Origin of the sequence: Nocardia sp. NPDC060249, assembly GCF_042728755.1 — a bacterium.
GTDB lineage: Bacteria > Actinomycetota > Actinomycetes > Mycobacteriales > Mycobacteriaceae > Nocardia.
The window spans coordinates 152,069-174,714 of the sequence record NZ_JBHXAQ010000006.1; the positions used below are offsets into that span (position 1 = coordinate 152,069).

Below are 22,646 nucleotides of genomic sequence, written 5' to 3' on the forward strand. Positions count from 1 at the left end.
GTTCAGCCTCGCGTTTGCTCCGCGTTCGGGTCTTGGACGGATGGAATCTCCTCGGCGAGCCAGGCGGTGGGGGCCACGCCGGCCAGCTCCGCGAAGTCGCGGTTGAGGTGCGCCTGGTCGTAGTAGCCACAGGTGGTCGCGATCTGGGCGATGGAGACATAGGAGGGGGTGCCCGCCAGCATGCGCTTGGCTCGCTCGAATCGGATGATCCGCGCGGCCAGCTTGGGGCTCGCGCCGAATTCGGCGGTGAACTTGCGGGTCAGGTGCTGGCGGGTCCAGCCGATCCGATCGGCGAGCGGGTTGATCGAGCAGGTGCCGCCGGTTTTCACGAGAGCGTGCCAGGCCCAGGTCAATTCGGGCCCGGCGGGCGTATCGGTGCGTGCCGCGGCGGTCAAGGCCCGATCGCACGCGGCGAATCGGCTCGGCCAATCCTGGTGCGATTGCACAGCGTCGGCGAGTTGGTCACCCAGAGTTCTATGCGCTTGGGAACATTCGATCGACATGTCCCACAGTTCGCTCGCGGGCATGCCGAACAGCACCCGGCAACCCAGCGGAGTCAGCTCGATCGCGACGCCCTCTTGAAAACCGGTGTGCGCGATCAACGCCGGGCTCGCCTGCAGACCGCTCACGACACAGCGGTAGCTGCCGGGGGCCTGGCGCGGGTCGGTCTGCTCGACGACGTCGATGGTCGGTCCGACGGCGACGATGAACGTCATGTGCCGTGAGGGCAGGCCGCGGTGCAAGCCCGGCTCGAAACCCGTGAGCCGATAGCCCACGTACCGGTCGATGAACGCTGCCAGCACCGGCGCGGGGGCCGCGGTCACCACCTCCGTGGTCGCCTCCATACGGCAACGCTACGCCGGGTGTGTGGGATTACCCACGCGTCTCGGGCATCGCCGCGGGGTAACCGGACCGTGAAGGTGCTCTCCGCAGCGCGGCGGAGGCGGTGAGATTTCGCACTCACGGGCTCACTGTCTGTGGAAACGCGAGGTCAGCCGGTTAATCTTGCGCCTTCGCTCAATTCTGCAGGAGGTGTCATGCGGCGGGTTCAATACGAGCGCGGCAGTGGTTCGGAGGCGCTCGAGGTCGTCGCGGCCGAGGTTCCGGTCCCCGGCGCCGGTGAGCTGCTGGTCCGCGTCGAGGCGATCGGGGTCACCCTGTCGGCGATTCGGCGGATCAGTGGCGACGCGGAGCAGGTCCGTGCCGAGGTGGCCGGTGAGGTCGTCGCGGTCGGTGACGGGGTCGACGGCTACAGCGCCGGATACCGCGTCGTCGGCCTGTGCACCGCGGACGCCTACGCCGAGTACGTCGTGCTCGCGATCGACCAGGTCTCGGCGATCCCGGACGGCGCTTCTGCCGTCGACGCCGTCGCCCTGATGCGCAGCGGTCTCGTCGCCCTCGGCGCCCTCGACACCGCCGTACCGCGCGACGGCGAAACGGCGCTGGTCACCGCCGCCGCGGGCGGTGTCGGCCACCTCGCGGTGCAGCTGGCCCGCGTGCGTGGCGCGAGCTGGGTGGTCGGCGCGGTCTCCGACGAGTCGAAGATCGATTTCGTGCGTGAACTCGGCGCCGACGAGGTGTTCACCTACGACCAGCTGCACTGCGCCAAGCAGGCCGATTACGCCCTCGACGGTGTCGGCGGCACCGGCCTCGGGGGCACCCTCGCCGGTCTCGCTGAAGGCGGTCGCGCGGTCACCTACGGCACCGGCGGCGGCCTCGTCGACACCGAAGACCTCCTCGCGGGCGGCAAATCCCTCACCGGTTTCCGGATCGGCCGTCTCGCCCAGCGCGACCCGGCTCGCTACGAAGACCTGCGCCAGGAGGTCTGGCAGTACTACGCCTCCGGCCTGCTGCACCCGGTCGTGCACGCCGAGTTCGCCCTCGACGACGCCGCGGCCGCCCACGCGGTCATCGAGCAGCGCGCCAACTCGGGCAAGGTCGTTCTCGTTCCCTGACCTGATCGTTCGGGACGGCCGTTCGCGGCCCGGCTCGCTGGTCAGGTACGTGACCAGCGAGCCACAAGGGGGCCGCGAACCCACCGCGCCGCAGGTGCGGCAAGATATTCACAGTGAGCCTCACCCTCGGAATCGTCGGCCTGCCCAATGTCGGAAAGTCGACGCTGTTCAACGCGCTGACCAAGAACGACGTGCTGGCCGCGAACTACCCGTTCGCGACCATCGAGCCCAACGTCGGCGTGGTCCCGCTGCCCGACCCGCGCCTGAACAAGCTCGCCGAGATCTTCGGTTCCGAGAAGATCGTGCCCGCCGTGGTGTCGTTCGTCGACATCGCCGGCATCGTGAAGGGCGCCTCCGAGGGCGCGGGCCTCGGCAACAAGTTCCTGGCCAACATCCGTGAGGCCGACGCGATCTGCCAGGTCGTGCGCGTGTTCGCCGACGACGACGTGATCCACGTCGACGGCCGGGTCGACGCCGCCGCCGACATCGAGGTCATCGAAACCGAGCTGATCCTCGCCGACCTGCAGACCCTCGAGAAGGCCATCCCGCGCCTCGAGAAGGAAGCCAGGGTCAAGAAGGACCGCAAGCCCCTGCTCGACGCGGCCAAGGTCGCCGAGGGTTTCCTCAATGAGGGCACCACGCTGTTCGCCGCGGGCAAGAAGATCGACGCTGACCTGCTGCGTGAGCTCTCCCTGCTCACCGTCAAGCCGTTCCTCTACGTCTTCAACGCCGACGAATCCGTTCTCACCGACGAGGCCAAGGTCGCTGAGCTGAAGGCCTCCGTCGCTCCCGCCGACGCCGTCTTCCTCGACGCCAAGGTGGAAGCCGAACTCCTCGAACTCGACGACGAATCCGCCCTCGAACTCCTGGAATCCATCGGCCAGACCGAACCCGGCCTGCACGCTCTCGCCCGCGCCGGCTTCCACACCCTCGGCCTGCAGACCTACCTCACCGCAGGCCCCAAGGAATCCCGAGCCTGGACCATCCACCAGGGCGACACCGCCCCCAAGGCCGCCGGCGTCATCCACACCGACTTCGAACGCGGCTTCATCAAGGCCGAAATCGTCGCTTTCGACGACCTGGTCGACGCGGGTTCCATGGCAGCTGCCAAAGCCGCGGGCAAGGTCCGCATGGAAGGCAAGGACTACATCATGGTCGACGGCGACGTGGTGGAGTTCCGCTTCAACGTGTAATCCTCGGCCATCGCTCTGCCTCCTCATCGTCGGTGTCCCGGACGCAGGATCCGTCCCGATAGGCTTCCGCGTGCCCTGTGATTTTCGTTACACCCGTGTGATATTCGTAGCAACCGAAGATTGCGCCGGTTCGACGATCGGAGGGCTCGATGAAACCGCATTACATGTATCGGTGGGTCAACAATCACGGGTTGGTTCTGCTGTTCAAGAAGATACTGCTCCGTCGTGGCAATCCGTTCGCCCGGTTGATCGGCGGCGCCGAGGGTATCGAGAATCCGTACGCGCTGATCGAGGAGATGCGCGGGGAGGGCGGGTTGATCCGGGCGCTTCCGGTCTGGATCACCTTCGATCACGATATGGTCCGGGAAATCTTGCGCGACAACCGTTTCGGTGTCGGCATACCGACTGTGTTCGGCGTACCCGGGCCGGTGATGCGCGCGTTGGAGCGGCAGCCCCTCCCGCCGAATCTGATGGATCCGCCGTCGATGCTGGTGGTCGACGAGCCCGAGCACACCCGGATGCGCAAACCGGTCTCCACGGCGTTCACCCCGCGTGCCATCGCCCGGCTGCGCGACAGGATCGAAACGGTCACCGGGGAACTGCTCGCCGCGCTGCCCGACAACGGGCCCACCGACCTGGTGACGCGGTACGCGGCGCAGGTGCCCATCGCCATCATCTCCGAGATGCTCGGCTTCCCCGACGCCGACCGCGAGATGTTCCTGCACTGGGGCGACGAGATCAGTCCGCTGCTCGACCTCGGGATCTCGTGGCAGACCCACCAGCGGGCGATGGAATCCTCGGAGCGACTGCACCAGTATCTCGTCGAGCACCTCGAACAGCTCCGCGCCGAACCCGGCGACGACATCCTCAGCAGCCTGGTCACCTCGGGCGATCTGTCCACCTACGAACTGTGCGCGTCGGCGACCCTGCTGATGGCCGCGGGCTTCGAGACAACGGTCAACCTGATCGGCAAGGGCATCGTCTGGCTGCTCCAGCATCCCGAACAGCTGGCCCGGTTGCGTGCCGAGCCGCAACTGTGGCCCAACGCGGTGGAGGAGATCCTCCGGATCGATCCGCCGGTGCAGTCCACCGCGCGCACCACCAGGACGGCGCTGGAGATCGGTGGTGTCCGGTTGCGCGAGGGGTCGACCGTGGTGCTGTCGCTGGCGGGCGCGAACCGCGACCCCGCCGTGTTCACCGACCCGGCCCGGCTCGACATAACCAGGGACAACGCCAAGAATCATCTGTCCTTCAGCAGCGGTAGCCATGTGTGCCTGGGCGCCGGTCTGGCCCGGATGGAAGCGGCGCACGCCTTGCGCGCGCTGTTCGAGACGTTCCCGGATCTGCGATTGACCGATCCGCCCACCCGCCGGCCACTGTTCACCCTGCACGGCTACCAGCACCTTCCCGCGCACACCGGCCCACGCGTCCGCAGCCCCTTGCCCATCGGCTGACCCGCGCGGGACATCGTTCGAACGGAGCTGACGTCGCCGGCGACACCAAGGTGGTGTTCTGTGCACCCACGGGGGAGCGGGCTCAGTACTCGGGGGCCTGATGAGGGGCCCCGGTTCGGCGCAGAGTGGATGTTGTCACCAGACGCGAACCGGAGGCTCCGATGTCGAACATCAGCACAATTGCCCGCTCAGCCGAGCGTCGTGTTTCGGTGTCGACCAGCGACGGCGTGGAGCTCGCGGTTCGTGAGTACGGTCGGCGAAACGGGGACCTGACGGTTGTTCTCCTGCACGGGCATTGCCTGCGGACCGAATCGTGGACGGATGTGCGGGACGCGCTGCTGCGCGAGCACTCCGGTGCCAAGGTCGTCTGCTACGACCATCGCGGGCACGGCGACTCCGCTACCGCGTCGAGGAAGACCTACAACATCGAACAGCTCGGTCATGATCTGCACGACGTGCTCGACGTTGTCGCTCCGACCGGGCCGGTCGTGCTGGTCGGGCATTCGATGGGCGGCATGACCGTGCTGACCTACGTCGACCAGTACCGGCACGAGGTCGGGACGCGCATCGTCGGTGTCGGGCTCGTCGCCACCGCCGCGAGCGGGCTCGCCGACGCGGGGTTCGGCCGACTGCTGCACAACCCGATCGTCCCGGTTTTCCAGGCCGCGGTGCGGCGCGCACCGCGTCTGATGCAGCACGCGAAAGTGCTGGCCTGCAAGGTCTTCGCGCCGGTCGTGCGCACCGCCGAGTTCGGTGATCGCAAGGTCAGTCAGCGCGTGCTGGCACTGGCCGAGGCGATGCACAACGCGACGTCGATCGTGACCATGGCCACCTTCCTGAGCGCCTTCAAGACCTTCGACCGCACCGCCGCCCTGGCCACCCTCTCGACCATCCCCACCATGATCCTGTGCGGCTCCGCCGACCTGATGACGCCGCCCTCGCATTCGGTGGCCATGGCCGCCGCCGTCGACTACGCCGACTTCGTTCAGATCGACGGCGCGGGTCACTCGGTCATCCTCGAACAGCCCGCTCAGGTCGCCCAGGCCATCGCCCGCCTGGTGGGTCGCGCCGACCGGCCCGCCCGCGCCCAGCTGGCCCTCGCCGCCTGAGTCGGCCGGCCACCGGTGCCGTGTCAGCTCTCGTCGAACTGGAGACGCTGAACGGATTGGCCGGTGACGTCGGCGATGAGCTCGAAGTCCTTGTCGGCATGGAGGACGGTGAGTTTCGAGCGTTCGGCAATCGCGGCGATCAGGAGATCAGGAATCGAAGGCGCCCGGTGACGACCACGGACGGCGAGTTCCCGGAGCACTTCCAGCGCGCGGTCTTCCGACGTGGGCGTCTGGTATTCGACCGGCATGTTCGCGAGCGGGGGCATATCCAGCAGTTGGGCAAGATCTGTCGCGGTACGTGCGGAGTAACCGGTTTCCAGCAGGGTGACCGTGGCGATGCGAACCATCCCACGTTCGATGCGGTCGGCCCAGACGTGCGCGTCCGGCGCGGCGCCGAGGCGGACGAGGGCGGATTTGTCGATCAGCCACGGGCGCGGACTCACGACCACGCGCGCCTCATGACCTCGGGGTCGTCCAGGTCCTGTGCTAGCTCGGCGACACGATTCAGATCGCCGACGGTGACCGGCACAGTGCGCTGAAAGTCCCGCGCGAGCCAACGCCGCAAGAACTCCCCCCGAGAGATTCCCAACTCTTCGGCGCGGCGGTCGACTTCTCGGATCGCGGATTCCGGGACGTCCCGAATGAGGATGTCTGTCATGGTCGCTACCTCCTGATATCAATGATATCAGGAGGTAGCTGCTACATTCCGATTCTGTGATCGTTTGGCTCAACGGGACCCATGGTGCGGGGAAGACCACGACCAGTGGGCTCGTGCAACAGCTGATTCCGGATTCGCGGGTGTTCGATGCGGAGAAGGTCGGGGAGACGCTCATGGACGTCACACCGGGGCTGCCCGCGACGAACAACTTCCAGCATTGGCCACCGTGGCGGCCGCTCGTGGTCGAGACCGCCCGGCACATTCTCGACTACACCGGCGGCACCCTGGTGATGCCGATGACCGTGCTGGTCGAGCAGTACTGGCGCGAGATCAGTACCGGGCTCGCGCGGCACGCGATCCCGGTACGGCACTTCGTCCTGCACGCGGATCAGGAGACCCTGCGCGGGCGCATCGAGGGCGACACCGTTCTCGGTCCTTCGAGCTTCCGTCTCGCGTATCTCGAGCCCTACGCGGAGGCTGCCCGTACGTGGCTGCACAGCGAGGCCGAGGTCGTCGACACCACCCGCCTCACTCCGGGCGAGGCTGCCCAGCGGATCGCGGACGCGGTCAACAAGTGACTCCTCGCACCGTCGGCTAGACCCTGTCGAATTCGAGTTCTATTGCGCTGGTGAGGATTTGGCGAGCCCGGGGCAGGGAGAGGGAGCCGCTGTGCCAGCGTTCGCTGAGGCCTTCCACCAGCGTGGTGAGGCGTTCCGCGGTGGTGGGGGCATCGACGGTGGGGGCGACGGTGCCGGATTGCTGGGCCCGGCGGATGAGGGTCTCCACGTCGGCGTTCCAGGCTTCGGTGGTGGCGCACAGGGGCTCGCGCAGGTCGGGGTGGAAGACCGCGGTGGCGCGCAGTTCGCCCCAGGCGACGCTGGTTTCGCGGACGCGGTCGGTGTCTTGGAGTTCGAGCAGCAGCATGTGCTCGACCTGCGTGCGTGGATCTGTGGTGCCGGCGGCGTCCGTGTAGGTCTGGGCGCGGTGGTTGATGTGTTCGAGCGCGGCTCGCAGGATGCCCGCGCGATCCTTGAAGTGGTAGTAGATCAACGCGGTGGACACTTCGGCCGCCGCGGCGAGCTTCTCCACTCGCAGGCCGCGTACGCCGTCCTCGGCGATGACGCGGACGGCGGCTTCCATGATCTGGGTACGACGGTCCGACACGATTCCTCACAGTAGGCGCACGTGATCGCGGCGGTGGGGCCGCTGCTGGGTTCAGCCGACGGGTTCCTGCTGGGTGGTGCAGTGGATACCGCCGCCACCAGCGGCGATGCCGTCGATGTTGATCTGCACCACCTCCCGGCCGGGAAACAGCCGCTCCAGGGTGGATTTCGTGGCGGCGTCGGTCGCCGGATCACCGAATTCGGGGCCGATGACGGCGCCGTTGCAGACGTAGAAGTTGATGTAGCCGGCGGCGAAATCGTCGTCGTCGGCGAACTGCTCGCGCACGGTGGCCGGACCTTCGAGCACCTCGACTCGCAGCGGGCGACCGCGCGCGTCGGTCGCCGAGCGCAGAATGTCGAGGTGGCGACGGGTGACGTCGTAGTCGAAGGAATCCGGGTCGTTGTCGAGTCCGGCGACGACCACGCCGGGCCCGGCGAAGCGGGCGTAGAAATCGGTGTGCCCGTCGGTGATGTCCTCGCCCGCGATGCCGGGAAGCCAGATCACCTTCTCGATACCGAGCAGGTGATCGAGTTCTTCTTCGACATCGGCCTTTTTCCAGCCGGGGTTGCGATTGCTGTTGAGCACGCAGCTCTCGGTGATGATCGCCGTGCCCTCCCCGTCGACCTCGAGCGCGCCGCCTTCGAGTACCAGATCGGTGTGCAGCGTCTCGACGCCCGCGCGGCCGGTGACGATCTGCGCCACCTTCGCATCGGCGCGGTAATCCTGCTTCTCACCCCAGCCGTTGAAGTTGAAATCCACTCCGGTCCTGGCATTTCCGCTTCGCACGAACACCGGGCCGGTATCGCGCATCCACAGGTCGTCGAGGTCGGTGGTGATCAGTTCCACGTTCGCGGTGCCGATCAGGCTCTGCGCTCGCGCCAGATCGCCGGGGCGCACCAGCATCGAGACCGGTTCGAAGCGGGCGATCGTGGTGGCGATGGTGGCCAGGTTGCGCTGCACCTCCGGCACCAGCTTCGCGCCCCAGATCTGTTCGTCGGCCACGAACGCCATCCAGGTGCGCCGGTGCGGCTGCCCCTCCTCCGGCATGAGCCAGGTCCTTTCGTCGCTGTCGGCGAGGTCGTCGCAGCCGGCCAGCAGCACGCTGAACGCGGCCATCGTGGTCTGGACGAATGTGCGTCGTCGCATCGGGTTCTCCTTTTCCGCTGACGAGAACGGTACATCCTGACTGAAAATTTAGTCAAGAATGGCGATGCGTGTCACCCGTGCGCTGGTGTCGTGGTTTCACGACTTGACGACGGCCAGGGCGGAGTGGGGGCGGACGTCGCCCGCCGCGGGGTGATGGAGGCGGTCGACCTCGGTGAATCCGGCCTCGCGCAGGATCTCGGAGAGCTGGTCGGTGGGATAGCGGTAGGCGGTGGTGACTTTGTGGGGGAAAGGTTCGACGGTGTCGGTGGACTCGAAGAAGCCGATCACCAGGCGGCCGTCCGGGATGAGTACCCGGTGGAATTCCGCCAGCACGGTGGGCAGTTCCGCGGGGGTCAGGTGAATGAGCGAGAACCAGGCGAGGATGCCGGGGACGGACGCGGCGGGGATGTCGAGGGCGCGGATCGAGCCGAGTTCGAACGCGATGTCCGGGTAGGCAGCCTGCGCGTAGGCGATGAATTCGGGGACCAGGTCGATGCCGGTGGCGGGCACACCGGCGTCGGTGAGGAATTTCGTGAAGTGGCCGGGGCCGCAGCCGAGGTCGAGGACAGGGCCGGGAGCCAGGTGGGTGAGGGCGAACGCCGCGTCGTCGGCGGCGAGGTCGGACGGGGAGCCGAACAGGTCGATGTAGAGGGCGTGGATGGCGGTGTAGGCGGCTTGGACGGTGTGGTCGGGCACGGGGTCGACGCTAGTCACTGAACAGGGCATGCCCGGTTCCGTCCATCGTTTGTCATGGGAAGACCCGGGTAGTCGAATGGTGGGAGCCGTTTTCCCACTCGTAGACACGAAGGGATCGACGATGCCGATCAAGCCTGTTCGCCGCACTGCCCGCGTACTGCTGGGGGCCACATTCGTGGCCACCGGAGTGAACGCGTTGATGAATCAGAAGCCCCGCGCCGCCGCCGCCAACGCGCTGGCCGAGAAGGGCAGGACCGGCCTGCCCGACGCACTGGCCGCACGGGTGCCCGATGATCCGAGTCAATTCGTGCGCGTGAACTCCGCGGTGCAGGTGGTCGGTGGGCTGTTGCTGGCCAGTGGACGCGCACCGCGGCCCGCGGCTCTGGTGCTGGCCGCGACCGTGGTGCCGGGGACCGTCACCGAGCAGGACTTCTGGGCAGAGAACGACCCGGACCGCAAGGCCGCCAAGCGGGTGGGGTTCCTGAAGGACCTCGGGTTGCTCGGCGGGCTGATGATCGCGGCGGCCGACACCGAGGGCAAGCCGTCGCTGGGCTGGCGGGCCCGCCGGGCGTTCTCCCGTGAGGAGCCCCGCATCGCGGCCGAAGGCGCTGCCATCGCGGCCGCGGCCAAGGTTCGTGGCGCGCAGCTCGCCGATGTCGCCCACGAACAGGGCGCGCATCTGGCGGAGGTCGCGAACGAGCGTGGCACCGCGCTGGCCGAGATCGCCCGCGAACGGGGGCCCCAGCTGGCCGACGCGGTACGCAGCCGCGGTGCCCATCTGGTCGAGGTGGCCAAGGATCGTGGCCCCGAGGTGGCCGAGGCCGTGCGGACCCGTGGGGCCCATCTGGTCGAGGTGGCCAAGGATCGCGGTCCCGAGGTGGCCGAGGCGGCACGCACCCGCGGCGCCCAGATCGCCGACGTCGCCAAGGAGAAGGGCCCCGAGCTGGCCGAAGCCGCGCGCGAGCGCGGCACGTCTCTGGTCGATACGGCTCGCGAGCGCGGTGCGGAATTGGCCGCGGCGGCACGGGAGCGTGAGGAGATCGCAGCTCCCGCACGCCGGTGGTCGAGGCGATAAGCCCGGATCTCAGCAGGGCGATCCCCACGCGGCAGGCGGCCGAACCGGCCGGTCTGTTCGTGCTGCCCCGAAAATCGTGGTCTGGCGCTCCCACCTGCTGTGGCGCACCATAAACCCGGGGTCGGGCATACCGACGAACTCACCGCGCGAACCGAACATCGGGGCAATCCCGGCGAATCAGGTTTGGCGGTGAGTTCTGGTGTGAATACTGGGCATTCGCAATGCTTTTCGACAGAGTGGGATCCATCTGATGTTGTCCGGTCGTGAAACGTCCAAGCCGTATGCCGTTCGAGTCACAGTGGTGGGAGCGGCGGTGCTGATCGGGCTCCTCGGCTCGGCGGGAACCGCTGCGGCGCTTCCGGGTTCGGGCTCGGCATCCGGTTCTGCCAGCGGATCCGCGGACTTGGCCTCGGGTTCGGCGTCCGGGTCGTCGTCGATCGGTCCGGCCACCGCGGCCGGCGCCTACCTCACCTGGCAGTCGACGCAGTTCATCCACAACACCCTGCGGATGCTGCTCTCGGTCCCGCTGCGCAACAGCTAGTTCCAGGCCTTTTCCCAGCGCTCCGCTGCCCAGTCGCGCACCTCGCCGCTGAGCAGAATCGCGGGCAGCAGCAGCGCGAAGCCGATCAGCAGGATCGCCAGCCGCACCCACACGCTGAGTTCAGCGAGGGCGCGCAGCAGCGCGGGCAGGACACAGAGCGCGGCGAGCGCAACGAGGACGATCGCCGCGAGATCGTGTCCCGGCCCGGCGATCAGCGCGGCGCAGGTGCCGAAGCACAGGCCGAGGACCAGTCCGCCGACGCCGACGAAGTAGTTGTCCCAGGAGAGCCAGCTCGGGCGGGTAGACCGGTGAGTGACCACGCCGCGCAGCCTAGCGCGCTCAGCTGTCGCTGTGCGGCGGTCTGGGCCACGGGTTTTCCTCCAGCTCTTCGACCGAGCGGTTGAACTTGCGCATCAGCCTGCTGAGCTCGGTGACATCGTCGGCGTCCCAGCCGGCGACGACCTTGCCGATATCGCTGCTGCGGTGCCGTCGATCGGCCTCGAGCGCGGCCTTGCCGTCGGCGGTGGTCTTGACCTTGCGGGCGACACCACCGTCCGGATCGGGGACTCGTTGCACGAGTTCCTGTTTCAGCATCGCGCTGACCTGGCGGTTGATGGTGGAGATGTCGAGCTGGAACGATTCCGACAACTCGCGAAGGCTCAGCGGCTCGCCCAGATCGAGCCGGGTCAGGATGAGGAACGCCGATCGGTCCAGCAGGAAACCGGGGCGTCTGCGGGTGGTCGTGGGGAAGTGCCGCGAGATCAGGTTCAGCTCGAACACCAGGCGGGTGAACGGGGTGTCGTCGGCGGGGCCGGAGTCGGACATGTGCCAACTATGCGGTGTGGGTCACTGCGGCACCAAATTGTGCACTATGCACATGCTGTGTACTGTGCAATTTCGTGTCTGTCACTGCCGAGGCCCTACCGGCCACACCCGAAATCCGGCGCCCGGCCCCGGCCGTGCTGATCGCGGTGCTCAGTACGGTCGGCATCGTCGTCTCGCTCATGCAGACGCTGGTCATCCCGATCATTCCGTCGCTGCCGACCCTGTTGAACACGTCGGCGTCCAATGCCTCCTGGGTGGTCACCGCCACCCTGCTGGCCGGCGCGGTGTCGACGCCGATCGCCGGACGACTCGGCGACATGTTCGGCAAGCGGCGCATCCTGGTCACCAATCTCGGCTTCATGATCATCGGCTCGGTGGTCTGCGCGACCGGGAGCTCGCTGCTGCCCGAGGTGATCGGCCGGTCGCTGCAGGGCATCGCGGTGGGCGCGATCCCGCTGGGGATCAGCATCATGCGCGACGAACTCCCGCCCGAGAAGGTCGGCGGCGCGATGGCCGTGATGAGCGCGACCCTCGGTGTCGGCGGTGCCGTCGGCCTGCCGTTCTCGGCGCTGATCGCGCAGAACGCGAACTGGCACATGCTGTTCTGGACCGCGGCCGGACTCGGTGTGGTGTGCGCGGTGCTGGTTGTGGTGTTCGTGCCGGAATCGCCGGTGCGTACGCCCGCACGCTTCGACTTCGCTGGTGCGATCGGCCTCTCGATCGCCCTGCTCACCTTGCTGATCGGTATCACCAAGGGTGCCGACTGGGGCTGGGCCAGCGGCTCGATCCTCGCGCTGTTCGGTCTGTCGCTGGTGAGTTTCCTCGGCTGGGGCGCCTATGAACTGCGCCGCACCGCGCCGCTCGTCGACCTGCGGGTCTCGGCCCGCCCTCGGGTGCTGTTCACCAATATGGCCTCGATCGCGGTCGGCTTCTCGCTCTACGGCATGTCACTGACCTTCCCGCAGCTGCTCATGGCGCCCGAGCAGACCGGCTACGGATTCGGTCTGTCGATGGTGGTCGCGGGCCTGGCGATGGCGCCGACCGGCCTGGTGATGATGCTGCTCTCGCCGGTGTCGGCGCGGCTGTCGGCGAGGAAGGGCCCGAAATTCACGCTGGCGCTCGGCTCGGCCGTGATCGCTGTCGGCTACCTGTGCGCGGTCGTGATGATGGACACCGTGTGGCAGATCATCCTGTCGGCGGTCATCGTCGCGGGCGGCGTCGGCCTGGCGTACGCGGCCATGCCCGCGCTGATCATGGGCGCGGTGCCGCTGAACGAGACCGGCGCCGCCAACGGCCTCAACTCGCTGATGCGTTCCATCGGCACCTCGACCTCGGCGGCGGTGATGGGTGTCGTGCTCGCGCACATGACCATGCAGCTGGGCCCGCACCTGGTGCCGACCCGATCGGCGTTCCACACCGCGTTCTTCATCGCGATGGCGGGTGCGGTCGCGGCGATCGCCTTGACCCTGTGCATCCCGATGGGCAAGAAGCAGGCCGACTGAGTCAGCCCGCGATCGGCGAGTACACCACCAGCGACCAGTCCCGGCGCGGCACCAGGGCGGCGCCGAGGGAGTGCACCGCCATCGGAATCGCCGCGCCGGTGTGCGGATCGCGCAGCTGCACCTGCGGACCGTCGGGCCCGAACACGGCCGGGGGCTCGGTGGTCCAGAACTTCTCCCATTCGGGGGCCTGCGAGCACGTTTCGACGATCCCGGCGATCCGCGCCCGCGCCGCCAATCCGGGCCCCATCACCCGAAACCCGTAGACGCACATGTGCACCTGCTGCTCCCAGTCGACCATTGCCGTCTTGGCACGCGGGTCGAGCAGCATCCACTCGAGCATCGACTCGCCCGTTTCCAGGCCGGGAAAGACGAGCCGCCACGCGGCATTGGTGGCCAGGACCTCGTAGACCGGATGCAGTTGCAGGCTGGCCGGATGGGAAATCCCGTCGATCAGCACCTGGTCGGCCGGGCGGACCAGCGACGGGGCCGAGTCGTAGCGATGCGCCACCGACAGCGAGACCAGATGGTCGCGAAACACCTCGGGCACGGCGAGCGCATCGAACAGCGCGGTGAGCGCCTCCAATGTCGGTGTGCGGGTACCCTGTTCGATCTTCTGGATGAGAGCGGGCGAGATGCCTGCCGCCTCGCCGAGCGCCGCCCTGGTCAGGCCCGACGATTCGCGGCGTTCGCGCAGGTACCGCGATATCGACGCGTTCGGGTCTTCCACAATGCACTCCTGTTTCGGTCGCCGGTACAAATTGGGACAGTCGTCTAGCTTGACCGAGGGTAAAGGTTTCGCAAAACTCATGTCAGCCGAGCGGGAGATCGCCTGGCTGCCCGGCCGCCGCGCCAGGCCGATTTTCGGCCTTTGTGCTGGTCGGGCCGGTGTGTTCCGGAGCGGAAGTGTTCTACACCACCCCCTGCGCGCACGATTGTCGCCGGAGGGGACGGCGCGCGCTCGCTTCGTGCGCGCCGAGAGCGATTGCCGGGCTGATACCCGGGTGGCGCAGGGGTCCATCCGGTGGTCGCCCGGCCGCTTCGGAAAACACGCGTGATCGGGAACCGAATGCGCTCGTGATTCGTCCAATAGGTCAGAGGATGAACGAGAGCGGGGGGCGATGACGCAGATTCAAGCCGAACGACCTGGACGGCGCACGTCCTGGATCGTCGGAATCTCCGGGATACTGGCGGCCGCGACGGTCGTCGCTGTCGGGCTGGTGTGGTGGCAGCACGATTGGGGCGATCAGTTCCCCGCGCTCGACAGCGAACGTCTCGACGAGCAGCAGATCGTGCTCGTGGACGTGTTGCGCCGCGAATACGAGCAGCCCGGCGACGGCCCGAAGTACGCCGAGGGCGTCCAGGAAGCCTGGTGCGCCGATTTCGTGAGCTGGACGATGCGCGAGGCGGGCAGGCCGCTGGCGAACCCGAATTCCGGTTCCTGGCGCATCCCCGGCGTGTACACGCTGCAGGAGTACTACCAGCAGGTCGGCCGATTCACCCGCGCCGACGTCGGCTATCGCCCCCGCACCGGTGATGTGGTGCTCTACGGTCCCGACAGCCCGCTCGGCCAGCACACCAACATCGTGCTGAAGGCCGAGGGGGACACGATCACCACCATCGGCGGCAACGAAATGGGCGGAGTTCGGGTGCGCACCATCACCCCGGCCGAAACCGCCGATCTGGTCGGTTACGGACGATTCTGAAATCGATTGGCGCTCAAGACAACTGCGACGATCCTGGACGGCGGTACCACGCCGATACCCGTACCATGGAACTCGCGGCGCCCGGCAGCGCCGTTGCCGGCTCCTCCGTCCTGCTTCCCCCTCATCGGCAGGACGGGGGAGTTGTGCCACCAGCAGCGGGTTCGCCGACGTCACGTACGGTGTTCGATGTGCGTGTGAAGGTGGACGAAAAGCCACGTCGTGAGCCGACATGGATCGAGTACGCCGATTTCGGCGAACGGTTCGTCACCTACGCGGTGACCGAGGCGCGCATCGCCGCCGCCGTGTCGGGGATGACCGGGCGCGGCGTGACGATCGGACCGTTCTCGCTCGGGCCCGCCGGACTGGCCGGTTTCGTCGCCGAGGGCACGCTGGGCACCCCGGTGGTCACTCGCACGCCCGGTGACGCGCTGAGCTTCGGCGTGCGGATCCCGCTGACCCTGGCCGTGAACCTGGTTCTCGGCGGCCGCAAGCTGCGCCTGGCCGCCGTGGTGGAGATCGGGCTCACGCTGCACGCCCGCACCGCCGCCCCCCTGCTGGTCGTGATCGATGTCGCCCCGGTGACGGCCAAAGACGTCAGCTTCACCTTGCGCGCCGAGGCCATCGACGGCGCGTGGGAGATGCTGCTCGACCCGATCGCGGGCCTGGTGCAGCGCGAGGTCGCCAACCGGGTCAACGCCATCGTCGGCGACCCGAAGGTCCGTTCGGAGCGCGTCTTCGACATCGAGGCGATCCTGGACGGCTACCGCTCACCACATCGCAACGACACCGTCTTCGACTGGATCGACTACCGCGAATTCGGTCTGCGCTTCTTCACCACCATCGTCACCAGGGACCGTGTACACGGCGTGGTCGGCCAGCTGGCGGGCAGCGAGATCGAAGTGGGACCGCTGTCGGAGGGCCCGCGCGGCGCGGCCACGGTGACCGTGCGCGGGGCGATCGAGCAGCCACGGGTGATCGACCGCGGTCTCGGCGAGCCGGGTGACCTGCGGATTTTCGATATGACGCTGCCGGTGGGGCTCGATATCACCGTCGACGTGCTCAAGGCCAACCACTATCGCGCCGACCTGGAGATCCCGCTCGTGCTCACGGCGAGGGCCGCCGAGCCGCTCCAGATCGTGATCCAGGTGCCGCCGCCCGCGCTCGAGGACATCTCGATGGAATTCACCGCGAAGGGCCTGCGCGCGGCAACCCTCGGCCGGCTGGCCGGGATCAAGAAACAGGTCATGGCGCAGGTCGTCGCGGTGGTCAGCACCGAGCTGGCCGATCCGACCGGCCGCACCATCGATGTGGGCGCGGCGATCGACGGCGCGACCTGACCCGTGTGACTCGTGGGGCGAATGTTGCCCTTGGTTCTGGCGGTTCCCCTGGGGTTGTGGTGCAATGAGTCGCACGTTCCAGACTCCCGGCGCGCGAGATTCGGGGAAGGCGCGCCGGGTTCGGCTTACCGGTTGACGGTCGGGTTGCGCGAAGGAGTCCTGCGATGCGTTCTGTTCCGGTGACCAGGCGGAAGTTCTTCGGCTTCGCCGCCGCCGCGGCCACGATCGGTGCCGGCCTCGCCGCCGCACCTGCCCGCGCCCACTCTTTCGGCACCATGGTCGACTACGCCGCGGGGGTCCCCTCCGCCGCGTCGATCGCGGCCGAAGGACACATCGGCGTCATCCGCTACGTCTCCGAGCGCAGGCCCGGCGCGGAGTGGATGGAAGGCAAGCCGCTGCTCGCCGCCGAGGTCGAGGACCTGTGGACCCACGGCCTGTCGATCGTGTCGAACTACCAGTTCGGCAAGGGCCCGACGGCCGACTGGCGCGGTGGCCTGGAAGCGGGCAAGGAACACGCCGAACGCGGCTGGGCCATCCACGTCGCCGCGGGCGGACCCGACACCGCGCCGATCTACGCCTCCATCGACGACAACCCCTCGGACGAGGAGTTCGACGAGATGATCGCGCCTTATATCGAGGGCTGGCAGTCGGTGCTCGGATCCGAACTCGTCGGCATCTACGCCAACGCGCCGACCATCGACCGCGCACTCGACGCGGGCCTGGGTTCCTGGTTCTGGCAGCACAATTGGGGCACCGCGCGAGGATTCGTGCACGACTCCGCGCACCTGCACCAATTCGAGATCGACAAGCGCTCGATCGACGGTATCGGCGTCGACCTGAACCGGGTACTGGCCGAGGACTACGGCCAGTGGTGAGCTAGGTCTGGCAGTGGCACGTCGACCCGTGACGCAGGTCGGGCTCGTCGTCGGGCACCACACACAGCGGCGTCCTGGTGTCGGGTGCGGAATGGTTCCCGAGCCACGACAGCAGCGACCACCGCGACAGGCCCGACAGCGCCGACCCGATGCTGGCGAACGACAGCGATGAGATCGCCGACCCGAACGACCCGATCGAGCCGATGGACAGCACCGATCCGACACTGCCGATCGACAGCACCGAATAGGCCGATCCGATCGACAGGATCGACCCCTCGGATCGATAGGACAAGATGGACCGCTGCGACCGCCGACTCCGAATCGTCCGAAGGTCCACCGAGGAATGCCGCTTGGCCGCCATGGATCCCGGTCTACCACGCTGTGTGGCCGGTGGGAACCCTGCGCGACCACAGTGCAACGTGAGCACAGGGCGCGCGGGCCGCCAACGCACACCTCCCCGCACCTCAGGTCCGGCCTGAAGTAGCGGGGAGGCGGGGGAACTCAGACGGTGAAGAAGCCCAGGGTCGGCATGAACGTGCAGGTGCGCGGTGCGGCGCCCTCGGCGGCGGTGGTGAGCGAACCCGAGATCACCGCGACGACGCGGCCGTGGCCGGTGTTCGCGACGGCCGACAGAGTGGCCGGACCGCCGGGGTTGATCTTGGCCTCGTCGGTCAGCGTCTGGACCGCGGACTGACGGGTGTCGAGGTTGAGCCACTGCACCGTCATCGGCGGGTTCTGGTCGCCGGTCGGCGCCTTGGTGCCGAGCGCGGTGAACACGAAACCGGCCTGTCCGGCGGCGGGGCCGGGCGGGGGCAGCTGCGCCGGACCGGCGACCGCGAGCGCGGTGCCGACCGAATCGGCGCCGTCGCCGATGCAGCCCTTGCCGATCGTCGGGTACAGGAACTGCGCGATGACCGGGCCGTCCTGCGGGAGTTCGGGTCCGCCGCCGCCGCTGCCGTCGAGGAAGGTGATGATCCGCTCGAGGGTGGCCTTGATGGCGGGCGGCAGGTTCAGCGTGGCCAGCAGTACGCGCGCCTGATCGAGCAGGGCGGTCTGCGGGCTGGCGACGTCGGCGGGGCCCGCGACCAGGCCCGCCACGGCGGGGGCGAAGGCGGCTAGCGCGTCGACCGGGACGCCCTCCGGCACCATCGGGACGCTGATCGGCGCCGCCTGTGGGGCAGGCGCGGGCGCGGCAATAGATGCGGGCGCGGCGAGCATGGCGCCTGCCGCGATGGCGAGAGCGGTCGTTGCGATCCGCGATCCTCGGCTACGAAACACTTGTCTAGCCGTCCTTACCTCGGTTTTGCGATGGGCGAGGGTTGTCGACCCCAACATGTCGGGGGTCACTCTAAGGACAACGCTGCCGTGTTGTACAGCCGCCGGGCCCTGAGCGGATCACCGGCCGAAACCATGCTCATCGACGCTAGCCCTGACCGGTGTTACACCTGGGGATGTTGATGCAAATGTTATCCATGGTGTCGGGGTGGCCGGTGGCCGCCGGTGGCTCGCGGCGGCCTGGTTAAAGTAGCGGAGCACCGCGAAACGGCGCGCGACGCCACCCATCCGACCGAAAGCTTGGCCTTGAACCGACACCTCCGATGGGCTCTCGCGCTGCTCGGACTGTCCGTGCTCGCCCGGCTGGCCTGGATGCTCTTCGCCCCGAACGGGCTCAACGTCGTCGATCTGCACGTCTATGTGGACGGCTCGGCCTCCCTGCTCACCGATCGCCTCTACGACTTCACCTACTCCGAGGTGACGCCGGACTTCCCGCTGCCGTTCACCTATCCACCGTTCGCGGCGCTGGTGTTCTTCCCCCTGCACTATCTGCCGTTCACACTCGTGGCGGTCGGGTGGATGCTGGCCACGGTGGCCGCGCTCTACGGCGTGATCCGGATCAGCTTCGAATTGCTCCTCGGCGCGGAGAAGGCGAAGCAGACCCCGTGGATCACCGCGGCCGTCGGCTGGACCGCGCTCGGGGTGTGGCTGGAGCCGGTGCGAACCACGATCGACTACGGCCAGGTCAATGTGTTCCTGGTGCTCGGCGCGATGCTGGCGGTGCGCAGTGCGCGGTGGTGGATCTCGGGCACCCTCGTCGGCGTGATCGCCGGCATCAAGCTGACCCCGGCCATCACCGGTCTGTACTTCGTGGCGCGGCGGCGCTGGGCGACGGTGCTGTGGTCGGCGGGAGCCTTCGGGCTGACCGTCGCTGTGAGCTTTCTCATCAACGCCCACGAGGCGAAACGCTATTTCGGCACCCTGCTCGGCGACGCCGACCGGATCGGCCCGGTGGGCTCGGTGTGGAACCAGTCGCTGCGCGGCGCGCTGAGCCGCATCCTCGGCTACGACGTGCAGTCCGGCCCGTGGTGGCTGGCCGCGGTCGCGGTGACGGCGGTGCTGGCGTTGTGCGCGTGGCGCACCCTCGGCCCCGACGACCGGCTCGGCACCCTGGTGCTGGTGCAGCTGTTCGGGCTGATGATCTCGCCGATCTCCTGGTCACACCACTGGGTCTGGCTCATTCCGACCGCGCTGTGGCTGCTCTACGGGCCGCTGCGAGACGAGCGGGTCGCGCGGATCATCGCCGGGTTCTGGGTGCTGACGATGCTGGTCGGCGTGCCGTGGGTGCTCTCGTTCGCGCAGCCGACGATCTGGACCATCCCGCGCCCATGGCCGCTGGCCTGGCTCGGCGCGGTCGATGTGATCGGCGTGTTCGTGCTGCTCGGCTGGCTGATCTGGCGGGGTCGCGACTCCTTGCGCGCCCAACTCCCCGGCCGTCGCACGGCCGAGGTGCCCGCGGGCTGAGGCTCAGCCGAGGAGATCGTCGATGGTGTGCGCCATCGCCGTATCGAGCGAGGTGAGCCCACCCGCCGAATGCGTACTCAGCGTGAAACGCAGTGTGCGCCAACGGATATCGATATCGGGATGATGATCGGCCGCTTCGGCCGCCGCGGCGACCTTGCGTACCGTCTCGATTCCCGCGAGGAAGCTCGGTGCCTGCACGGTGCGGGTGATCGCGTCACCATCGCGCGACCACTCCGGCAGAGTGGCCATCGCGATGGTGAGCTCGGGAGCGGAGAGCAACGGAGTACCCATACTTCGGTTGTACGCTTCGCCTACTTCGCGCGCGCCAGCTTCAACGCCTTTTTGAGATCTTTACCGCACGTTCCGGCGGCCTCGGCCTTCTTCATTCGCATGATGACGACGGGGCATTTGAAGCAGCGCGTCTTCTTCCTGCAGCACTTTTTCTTCGGCTTAAGGCTCGAGACCTTCTTCGCCTTCACCTTGCCCATGGGAGTTAGCCTAGCCTAAGTACAAAGCCTGACACGAGCGTGCCCTCGTGCAACCGGTAGGGTGTAACAGGCCGCGATGCCAGATGAATGCGCGCCAAATACATCAACAGCAGGAGGATTGAGGCGTGTCGTCTTCACGCGATTTTCGCAACGTCGCCATCGTGGCCCACGTCGACCACGGCAAGACGACGCTGGTGGACGCCATGCTTCGTCAGTCGGGCGCGTTCGCTGAGCGAGCCGAACTGGTCGACCGCGTCATGGACTCCGGTGATCTGGAGCGCGAGAAGGGCATCACCATTCTCGCGAAGAACACCGCGGTTCATCGCCATAACCCCGACGGTTCCGTCACCGTCATCAATGTGATCGATACCCCCGGCCACGCCGACTTCGGTGGCGAGGTCGAGCGCGGCCTGTCCATGGTCGACGGTGTCGTGCTGCTCGTCGACGCGTCCGAGGGCCCGCTGCCCCAGACCCGCTTCGTGCTGCGTAAGGCCCTCGCGGCCAAGCTGCCGGTCATCCTGGTCGTCAACAAGACCGACCGCCCCGACGCCCGCATCGCCGAGGTCGTCTCCGAGTCGCACGACTTGCTGCTCGACCTGGCCTCCGACCTCGACGACGAGGCCGCCGAAGCCGCCGAGCTCGCGCTGGATCTGCCGGTGCTCTACGCCTCGGGCCGTGAGGGCAAGGCGTCGAAGGTCGAGCCGGAAAACGGTTCCGCGCCCGACGCCGAGAACCTCGACGCCCTGTTCGAGGTGCTGATGGACTACATCCCGGCACCGAAGAGCAACAAGGACGCGCCGCTGCAGGCCCACGTCACCAACCTCGACGCGTCGGCGTTCCTCGGCCGCCTGGCCCTGGTCCGCATCTACGCGGGCGAGCTGCGCAAGGGTCAGAACGTCACCTGGATCAACGCCGACGGCGCCAAGACGGTCAAGATCACCGAGCTGCTGCAGACGATCGGTGTCGAGCGTCAGCCCGGCGAGGTCGCCGAGGCCGGTGACATCGTCGCCATCGCCGGTATCCCCGACATCATGATCGGCGACACCCTCGCCGATCCGGAGAACCCGGTCGCGCTGCCGCGCATCACCGTCGACGAGCCCGCCATCTCGGTGGTCATCGGCACCAACACCTCGCCGCTGGTCGGCCGGGTGCAGGGCCACAAGCTCACCGCCCGCATGCTCAAGTCGCGCCTGGATTCCGAGCTCATCGGCAACGTCTCGCTGCGCGTGCTCGACATCGGCCGTCCCGACGCCTGGGAGGTGCAGGGTCGTGGTGAGCTGGCGCTGGCCATCCTGGTCGAGCAGATGCGCCGCGAGGGCTTCGAGCTCACCGTCGGCAAGCCGCAGGTGGTCACCAAGCAGGTCGACGGCAAGACCCACGAGCCGTTCGAAGAGCTGACCATCGACTGCCCCGACGAGTACCTGGGCGCGATCACCCAGCTGCTGGCCGCCCGCAAGGGCAAGATGGTGCAGATGAGCAACCACGCCGCCGGCTGGGTGCGCATGGAGTTCATCGTCCCCTCGCGCGGCCTGATCGGCTTCCGCACCGTGTTCCTCACCGAGACCCGCGGCACCGGCATCGCCAACGCCGTCGCCCACGGGTACGCCCCCTGGGCCGGTGAGATCCGCGCTCGCCACACCGGTTCGCTGGTGTCCGACCGCGCGGGCACCGTCACCCCGTTCGCGATGATCCAGCTGGCCGACCGTGGTCAGTTCTTCGTCGAGCCGGGCGCCGACACCTACGAGGGCATGGTCGTGGGCATCAACCCGCGTGCCGAGGATCTCGATATCAACGTGACCCGCGAGAAGAAGCTGACCAACATGCGCAGCGCCACCGCGGACACCTTCGAGACCATGGCCAAGCCGTTGCAGCTCGACCTCGAGCTGGCGATGGAGTTCTGCACCGAGGACGAGTGCGTCGAGGTCACCCCCGAGGTGGTCCGCGTGCGCAAGGTCGTCCTCGGCGCCAACGAGCGGGCCCGCGACCTGTCGCGTCGCAAGGCTCGCGACAAGGCCGCCGCGAACTAGTCGGCAGTAGTGGCGAACGGCGTCGGGCCGGGACCCGAAACGGACCCCGCCCACCCCGGTGTTTGGGGGGGGAAATGGGGGCCCGCAGTGGAAAGCCGG

At 67.9% G+C, this 22,646-nt stretch carries 26 protein-coding genes; 13 read left to right on the forward strand and 13 right to left on the reverse strand.

Translation table 11 applies throughout. From position 1 onward, the window contains the following. Positions 1–2 precede the first annotated feature (2 nt). Positions 3–845, reverse strand: a complete 843-nt coding sequence (locus ACFWFP_RS22360) for a helix-turn-helix domain-containing protein (protein ID WP_379297958.1) — start codon at positions 843–845, stop codon at positions 3–5. Positions 846–1,037: 192 nt separating this feature from the next. Here ACFWFP_RS22360 and ACFWFP_RS22365 point away from each other — a divergent pair, with 192 nt between their 5' ends. The 4 genes from ACFWFP_RS22365 (at position 1,038) to ACFWFP_RS22380 (ending at position 5,711) form a co-directional block, all read left to right on the forward strand. Continuing rightward, on the forward strand, positions 1,038–1,955 hold the full coding sequence (locus ACFWFP_RS22365) for a zinc-binding alcohol dehydrogenase family protein (RefSeq protein WP_379297960.1): 918 nt from the start codon (positions 1,038–1,040) through the stop codon (positions 1,953–1,955). A gap of 113 nt (positions 1,956–2,068) precedes the next feature. Continuing rightward, the gene (gene ychF / locus ACFWFP_RS22370) at positions 2,069–3,148 is read left to right on the forward strand and encodes a redox-regulated ATPase YchF (RefSeq protein ID WP_379297962.1); all 1,080 of its coding nucleotides are present in this window, start codon (positions 2,069–2,071) and stop codon (positions 3,146–3,148) included. A 149-nt stretch (positions 3,149–3,297) separates the two neighbouring features. Next, positions 3,298–4,602, forward strand: coding sequence for a cytochrome P450 (locus ACFWFP_RS22375; protein WP_379297964.1), 1,305 nt, complete (start codon positions 3,298–3,300; stop codon positions 4,600–4,602). Between the two features lie 161 nt (positions 4,603–4,763). Continuing rightward, complete coding sequence (locus tag ACFWFP_RS22380; protein WP_379297966.1) at positions 4,764–5,711, forward strand: alpha/beta fold hydrolase; 948 nt, start codon at positions 4,764–4,766, stop codon at positions 5,709–5,711. A gap of 23 nt (positions 5,712–5,734) precedes the next feature. On the opposite strand, the gene ACFWFP_RS22385 is transcribed toward ACFWFP_RS22380, so the two are convergent. Both ACFWFP_RS22385 and ACFWFP_RS22390 read right to left on the reverse strand, forming a co-directional pair. Next, positions 5,735–6,154 carry a PIN domain nuclease gene (locus ACFWFP_RS22385; protein WP_379298349.1) on the reverse strand — a complete coding sequence of 140 codons (420 nt, stop codon included), beginning with the start codon at positions 6,152–6,154 and terminating at the stop codon, positions 5,735–5,737. Further along, entirely contained in the window at positions 6,151–6,369 is a 219-nt protein-coding gene (locus tag ACFWFP_RS22390; protein ID WP_379297968.1) for a ribbon-helix-helix protein, CopG family, read from the reverse strand. The genes ACFWFP_RS22385 and ACFWFP_RS22390 overlap by 4 nt, the downstream gene beginning before the upstream one ends. 56 nt (positions 6,370–6,425) lie before the next feature. On the opposite strand from ACFWFP_RS22390, the gene ACFWFP_RS22395 reads away from it, so the two are divergent. Then, positions 6,426–6,947 carry an ATP-binding protein gene (locus ACFWFP_RS22395; protein ID WP_379297970.1) on the forward strand — a complete coding sequence of 174 codons (522 nt, stop codon included), beginning with the start codon at positions 6,426–6,428 and terminating at the stop codon, positions 6,945–6,947. Positions 6,948–6,963: 16 nt separating this feature from the next. On the opposite strand, the gene ACFWFP_RS22400 is transcribed toward ACFWFP_RS22395, so the two are convergent. The 3 genes from ACFWFP_RS22400 to ACFWFP_RS22410 form a co-directional block, all read right to left on the reverse strand. Further along, the gene (locus tag ACFWFP_RS22400) at positions 6,964–7,533 is read right to left on the reverse strand and encodes a TetR/AcrR family transcriptional regulator (protein WP_379297972.1); all 570 of its coding nucleotides are present in this window, start codon (positions 7,531–7,533) and stop codon (positions 6,964–6,966) included. Between the two features lie 51 nt (positions 7,534–7,584). Beyond that, a complete protein-coding gene (locus ACFWFP_RS22405; protein ID WP_379297974.1) occupies positions 7,585–8,679 on the reverse strand; it encodes an agmatine/peptidylarginine deiminase in 1,095 nt (364 codons plus the stop codon). Between the two features lie 96 nt (positions 8,680–8,775). Next, positions 8,776–9,375: a class I SAM-dependent methyltransferase gene (locus tag ACFWFP_RS22410; RefSeq protein ID WP_379297976.1), complete on the reverse strand. Its 600-nt coding sequence runs from the start codon at positions 9,373–9,375 to the stop codon at positions 8,776–8,778. A gap of 121 nt (positions 9,376–9,496) precedes the next feature. On the opposite strand from ACFWFP_RS22410, the gene ACFWFP_RS22415 reads away from it, so the two are divergent. Next, a complete protein-coding gene (locus tag ACFWFP_RS22415; protein ID WP_379297978.1) occupies positions 9,497–10,450 on the forward strand; it encodes a DoxX family protein in 954 nt (317 codons plus the stop codon). A 250-nt stretch (positions 10,451–10,700) separates the two neighbouring features. Next, positions 10,701–10,991 carry a hypothetical protein gene (locus ACFWFP_RS22420; protein WP_379297980.1) on the forward strand — a complete coding sequence of 97 codons (291 nt, stop codon included), beginning with the start codon at positions 10,701–10,703 and terminating at the stop codon, positions 10,989–10,991. Here ACFWFP_RS22420 and ACFWFP_RS22425 read toward each other — a convergent pair. Beyond that, positions 10,988–11,311: a hypothetical protein gene (locus ACFWFP_RS22425; protein WP_379297982.1), complete on the reverse strand. Its 324-nt coding sequence runs from the start codon at positions 11,309–11,311 to the stop codon at positions 10,988–10,990. The genes ACFWFP_RS22420 and ACFWFP_RS22425 overlap by 4 nt on opposite strands. A gap of 19 nt (positions 11,312–11,330) precedes the next feature. Next, positions 11,331–11,816 carry a MarR family winged helix-turn-helix transcriptional regulator gene (locus tag ACFWFP_RS22430; RefSeq protein WP_379297984.1) on the reverse strand — a complete coding sequence of 162 codons (486 nt, stop codon included), beginning with the start codon at positions 11,814–11,816 and terminating at the stop codon, positions 11,331–11,333. A gap of 74 nt (positions 11,817–11,890) precedes the next feature. Here ACFWFP_RS22430 and ACFWFP_RS22435 point away from each other — a divergent pair, with 74 nt between their 5' ends. Continuing rightward, positions 11,891–13,318, forward strand: a complete 1,428-nt coding sequence (locus ACFWFP_RS22435) for an MFS transporter (RefSeq protein ID WP_379297986.1) — start codon at positions 11,891–11,893, stop codon at positions 13,316–13,318. Between the two features lies 1 nt (position 13,319). On the opposite strand, the gene ACFWFP_RS22440 is transcribed toward ACFWFP_RS22435, so the two are convergent. Then, positions 13,320–14,045 (reverse strand): helix-turn-helix domain-containing protein, encoded by a 726-nt coding sequence (locus ACFWFP_RS22440; RefSeq protein ID WP_379297988.1) that lies wholly within the window; start codon positions 14,043–14,045, stop codon positions 13,320–13,322. A 391-nt stretch (positions 14,046–14,436) separates the two neighbouring features. On the opposite strand from ACFWFP_RS22440, the gene ACFWFP_RS22445 reads away from it, so the two are divergent. From ACFWFP_RS22445 to ACFWFP_RS22455, 3 genes are all read left to right on the forward strand, one after another. Then, positions 14,437–15,021, forward strand: coding sequence for a CHAP domain-containing protein (locus ACFWFP_RS22445; protein WP_379297990.1), 585 nt, complete (start codon positions 14,437–14,439; stop codon positions 15,019–15,021). A gap of 188 nt (positions 15,022–15,209) precedes the next feature. Further along, positions 15,210–16,358: a hypothetical protein gene (locus ACFWFP_RS22450; protein WP_379297992.1), complete on the forward strand. Its 1,149-nt coding sequence runs from the start codon at positions 15,210–15,212 to the stop codon at positions 16,356–16,358. Between the two features lie 164 nt (positions 16,359–16,522). Beyond that, positions 16,523–17,233 (forward strand): DUF1906 domain-containing protein, encoded by a 711-nt coding sequence (locus ACFWFP_RS22455; protein ID WP_379297994.1) that lies wholly within the window; start codon positions 16,523–16,525, stop codon positions 17,231–17,233. A 1-nt stretch (position 17,234) separates the two neighbouring features. Here ACFWFP_RS22455 and ACFWFP_RS22460 read toward each other — a convergent pair whose 3' ends face one another. Beyond that, a complete protein-coding gene (locus tag ACFWFP_RS22460) occupies positions 17,235–17,594 on the reverse strand; it encodes a hypothetical protein (protein ID WP_379297996.1) in 360 nt (119 codons plus the stop codon). Between the two features lie 140 nt (positions 17,595–17,734). Then, entirely contained in the window at positions 17,735–18,511 is a 777-nt protein-coding gene (locus ACFWFP_RS22465; protein ID WP_379297998.1) for a hypothetical protein, read from the reverse strand. Positions 18,512–18,733: 222 nt separating this feature from the next. Between ACFWFP_RS22465 and ACFWFP_RS22470 the strand changes: the two genes are divergently transcribed. After that, the gene (locus ACFWFP_RS22470; protein WP_379297999.1) at positions 18,734–20,032 is read left to right on the forward strand and encodes a mannosyltransferase; all 1,299 of its coding nucleotides are present in this window, start codon (positions 18,734–18,736) and stop codon (positions 20,030–20,032) included. A 3-nt stretch (positions 20,033–20,035) separates the two neighbouring features. Here the strand turns inward: ACFWFP_RS22470 and ACFWFP_RS22475 are convergent, their stop codons facing one another. Together ACFWFP_RS22475 and ACFWFP_RS22480 are read right to left on the reverse strand one after the other, a co-directional pair. Beyond that, positions 20,036–20,323, reverse strand: a complete 288-nt coding sequence (locus tag ACFWFP_RS22475) for a 4a-hydroxytetrahydrobiopterin dehydratase (RefSeq protein ID WP_379298001.1) — start codon at positions 20,321–20,323, stop codon at positions 20,036–20,038. Positions 20,324–20,343: 20 nt separating this feature from the next. Then, positions 20,344–20,520, reverse strand: coding sequence for a hypothetical protein (locus ACFWFP_RS22480; protein ID WP_194826542.1), 177 nt, complete (start codon positions 20,518–20,520; stop codon positions 20,344–20,346). Between the two features lie 125 nt (positions 20,521–20,645). Between ACFWFP_RS22480 and typA the strand changes: the two genes are divergently transcribed. After that, a complete protein-coding gene (gene typA, locus ACFWFP_RS22485) occupies positions 20,646–22,547 on the forward strand; it encodes a translational GTPase TypA (RefSeq protein WP_379298002.1) in 1,902 nt (633 codons plus the stop codon). Positions 22,548–22,646: the final 99 nt, after the last annotated feature.

What these genes read in the sequence shown, in the direction of transcription:
- ACFWFP_RS22360 (WP_379297958.1), bottom strand. Translation starts at nt 845, where the DNA reads ATGGAGGCGACCACGGAGGTGGTGACCGCGGCCCCCGCGCCGGTGCTG.
- ACFWFP_RS22365 (WP_379297960.1), top strand. Translation starts at nt 1,038, where the DNA reads ATGCGGCGGGTTCAATACGAGCGCGGCAGTGGTTCGGAGGCGCTCGAG.
- ACFWFP_RS22375 (WP_379297964.1), top strand. Translation starts at nt 3,298, where the DNA reads ATGAAACCGCATTACATGTATCGGTGGGTCAACAATCACGGGTTGGTT.
- ACFWFP_RS22380 (WP_379297966.1), top strand. Translation starts at nt 4,764, where the DNA reads ATGTCGAACATCAGCACAATTGCCCGCTCAGCCGAGCGTCGTGTTTCG.
- ACFWFP_RS22390 (WP_379297968.1), bottom strand. Translation starts at nt 6,369, where the DNA reads ATGACAGACATCCTCATTCGGGACGTCCCGGAATCCGCGATCCGAGAA.
- ACFWFP_RS22405 (WP_379297974.1), bottom strand. Translation starts at nt 8,679, where the DNA reads ATGCGACGACGCACATTCGTCCAGACCACGATGGCCGCGTTCAGCGTG.
- ACFWFP_RS22415 (WP_379297978.1), top strand. Translation starts at nt 9,497, where the DNA reads ATGCCGATCAAGCCTGTTCGCCGCACTGCCCGCGTACTGCTGGGGGCC.
- ACFWFP_RS22420 (WP_379297980.1), top strand. Translation starts at nt 10,701, where the DNA reads ATGTTGTCCGGTCGTGAAACGTCCAAGCCGTATGCCGTTCGAGTCACA.
- ACFWFP_RS22430 (WP_379297984.1), bottom strand. Translation starts at nt 11,816, where the DNA reads ATGTCCGACTCCGGCCCCGCCGACGACACCCCGTTCACCCGCCTGGTG.
- ACFWFP_RS22445 (WP_379297990.1), top strand. Translation starts at nt 14,437, where the DNA reads ATGACGCAGATTCAAGCCGAACGACCTGGACGGCGCACGTCCTGGATC.
- ACFWFP_RS22455 (WP_379297994.1), top strand. Translation starts at nt 16,523, where the DNA reads ATGCGTTCTGTTCCGGTGACCAGGCGGAAGTTCTTCGGCTTCGCCGCC.
- ACFWFP_RS22460 (WP_379297996.1), bottom strand. Translation starts at nt 17,594, where the DNA reads ATGGCGGCCAAGCGGCATTCCTCGGTGGACCTTCGGACGATTCGGAGT.
- ACFWFP_RS22475 (WP_379298001.1), bottom strand. Translation starts at nt 20,323, where the DNA reads ATGGGTACTCCGTTGCTCTCCGCTCCCGAGCTCACCATCGCGATGGCC.
- ACFWFP_RS22480 (WP_194826542.1), bottom strand. Translation starts at nt 20,520, where the DNA reads ATGGGCAAGGTGAAGGCGAAGAAGGTCTCGAGCCTTAAGCCGAAGAAA.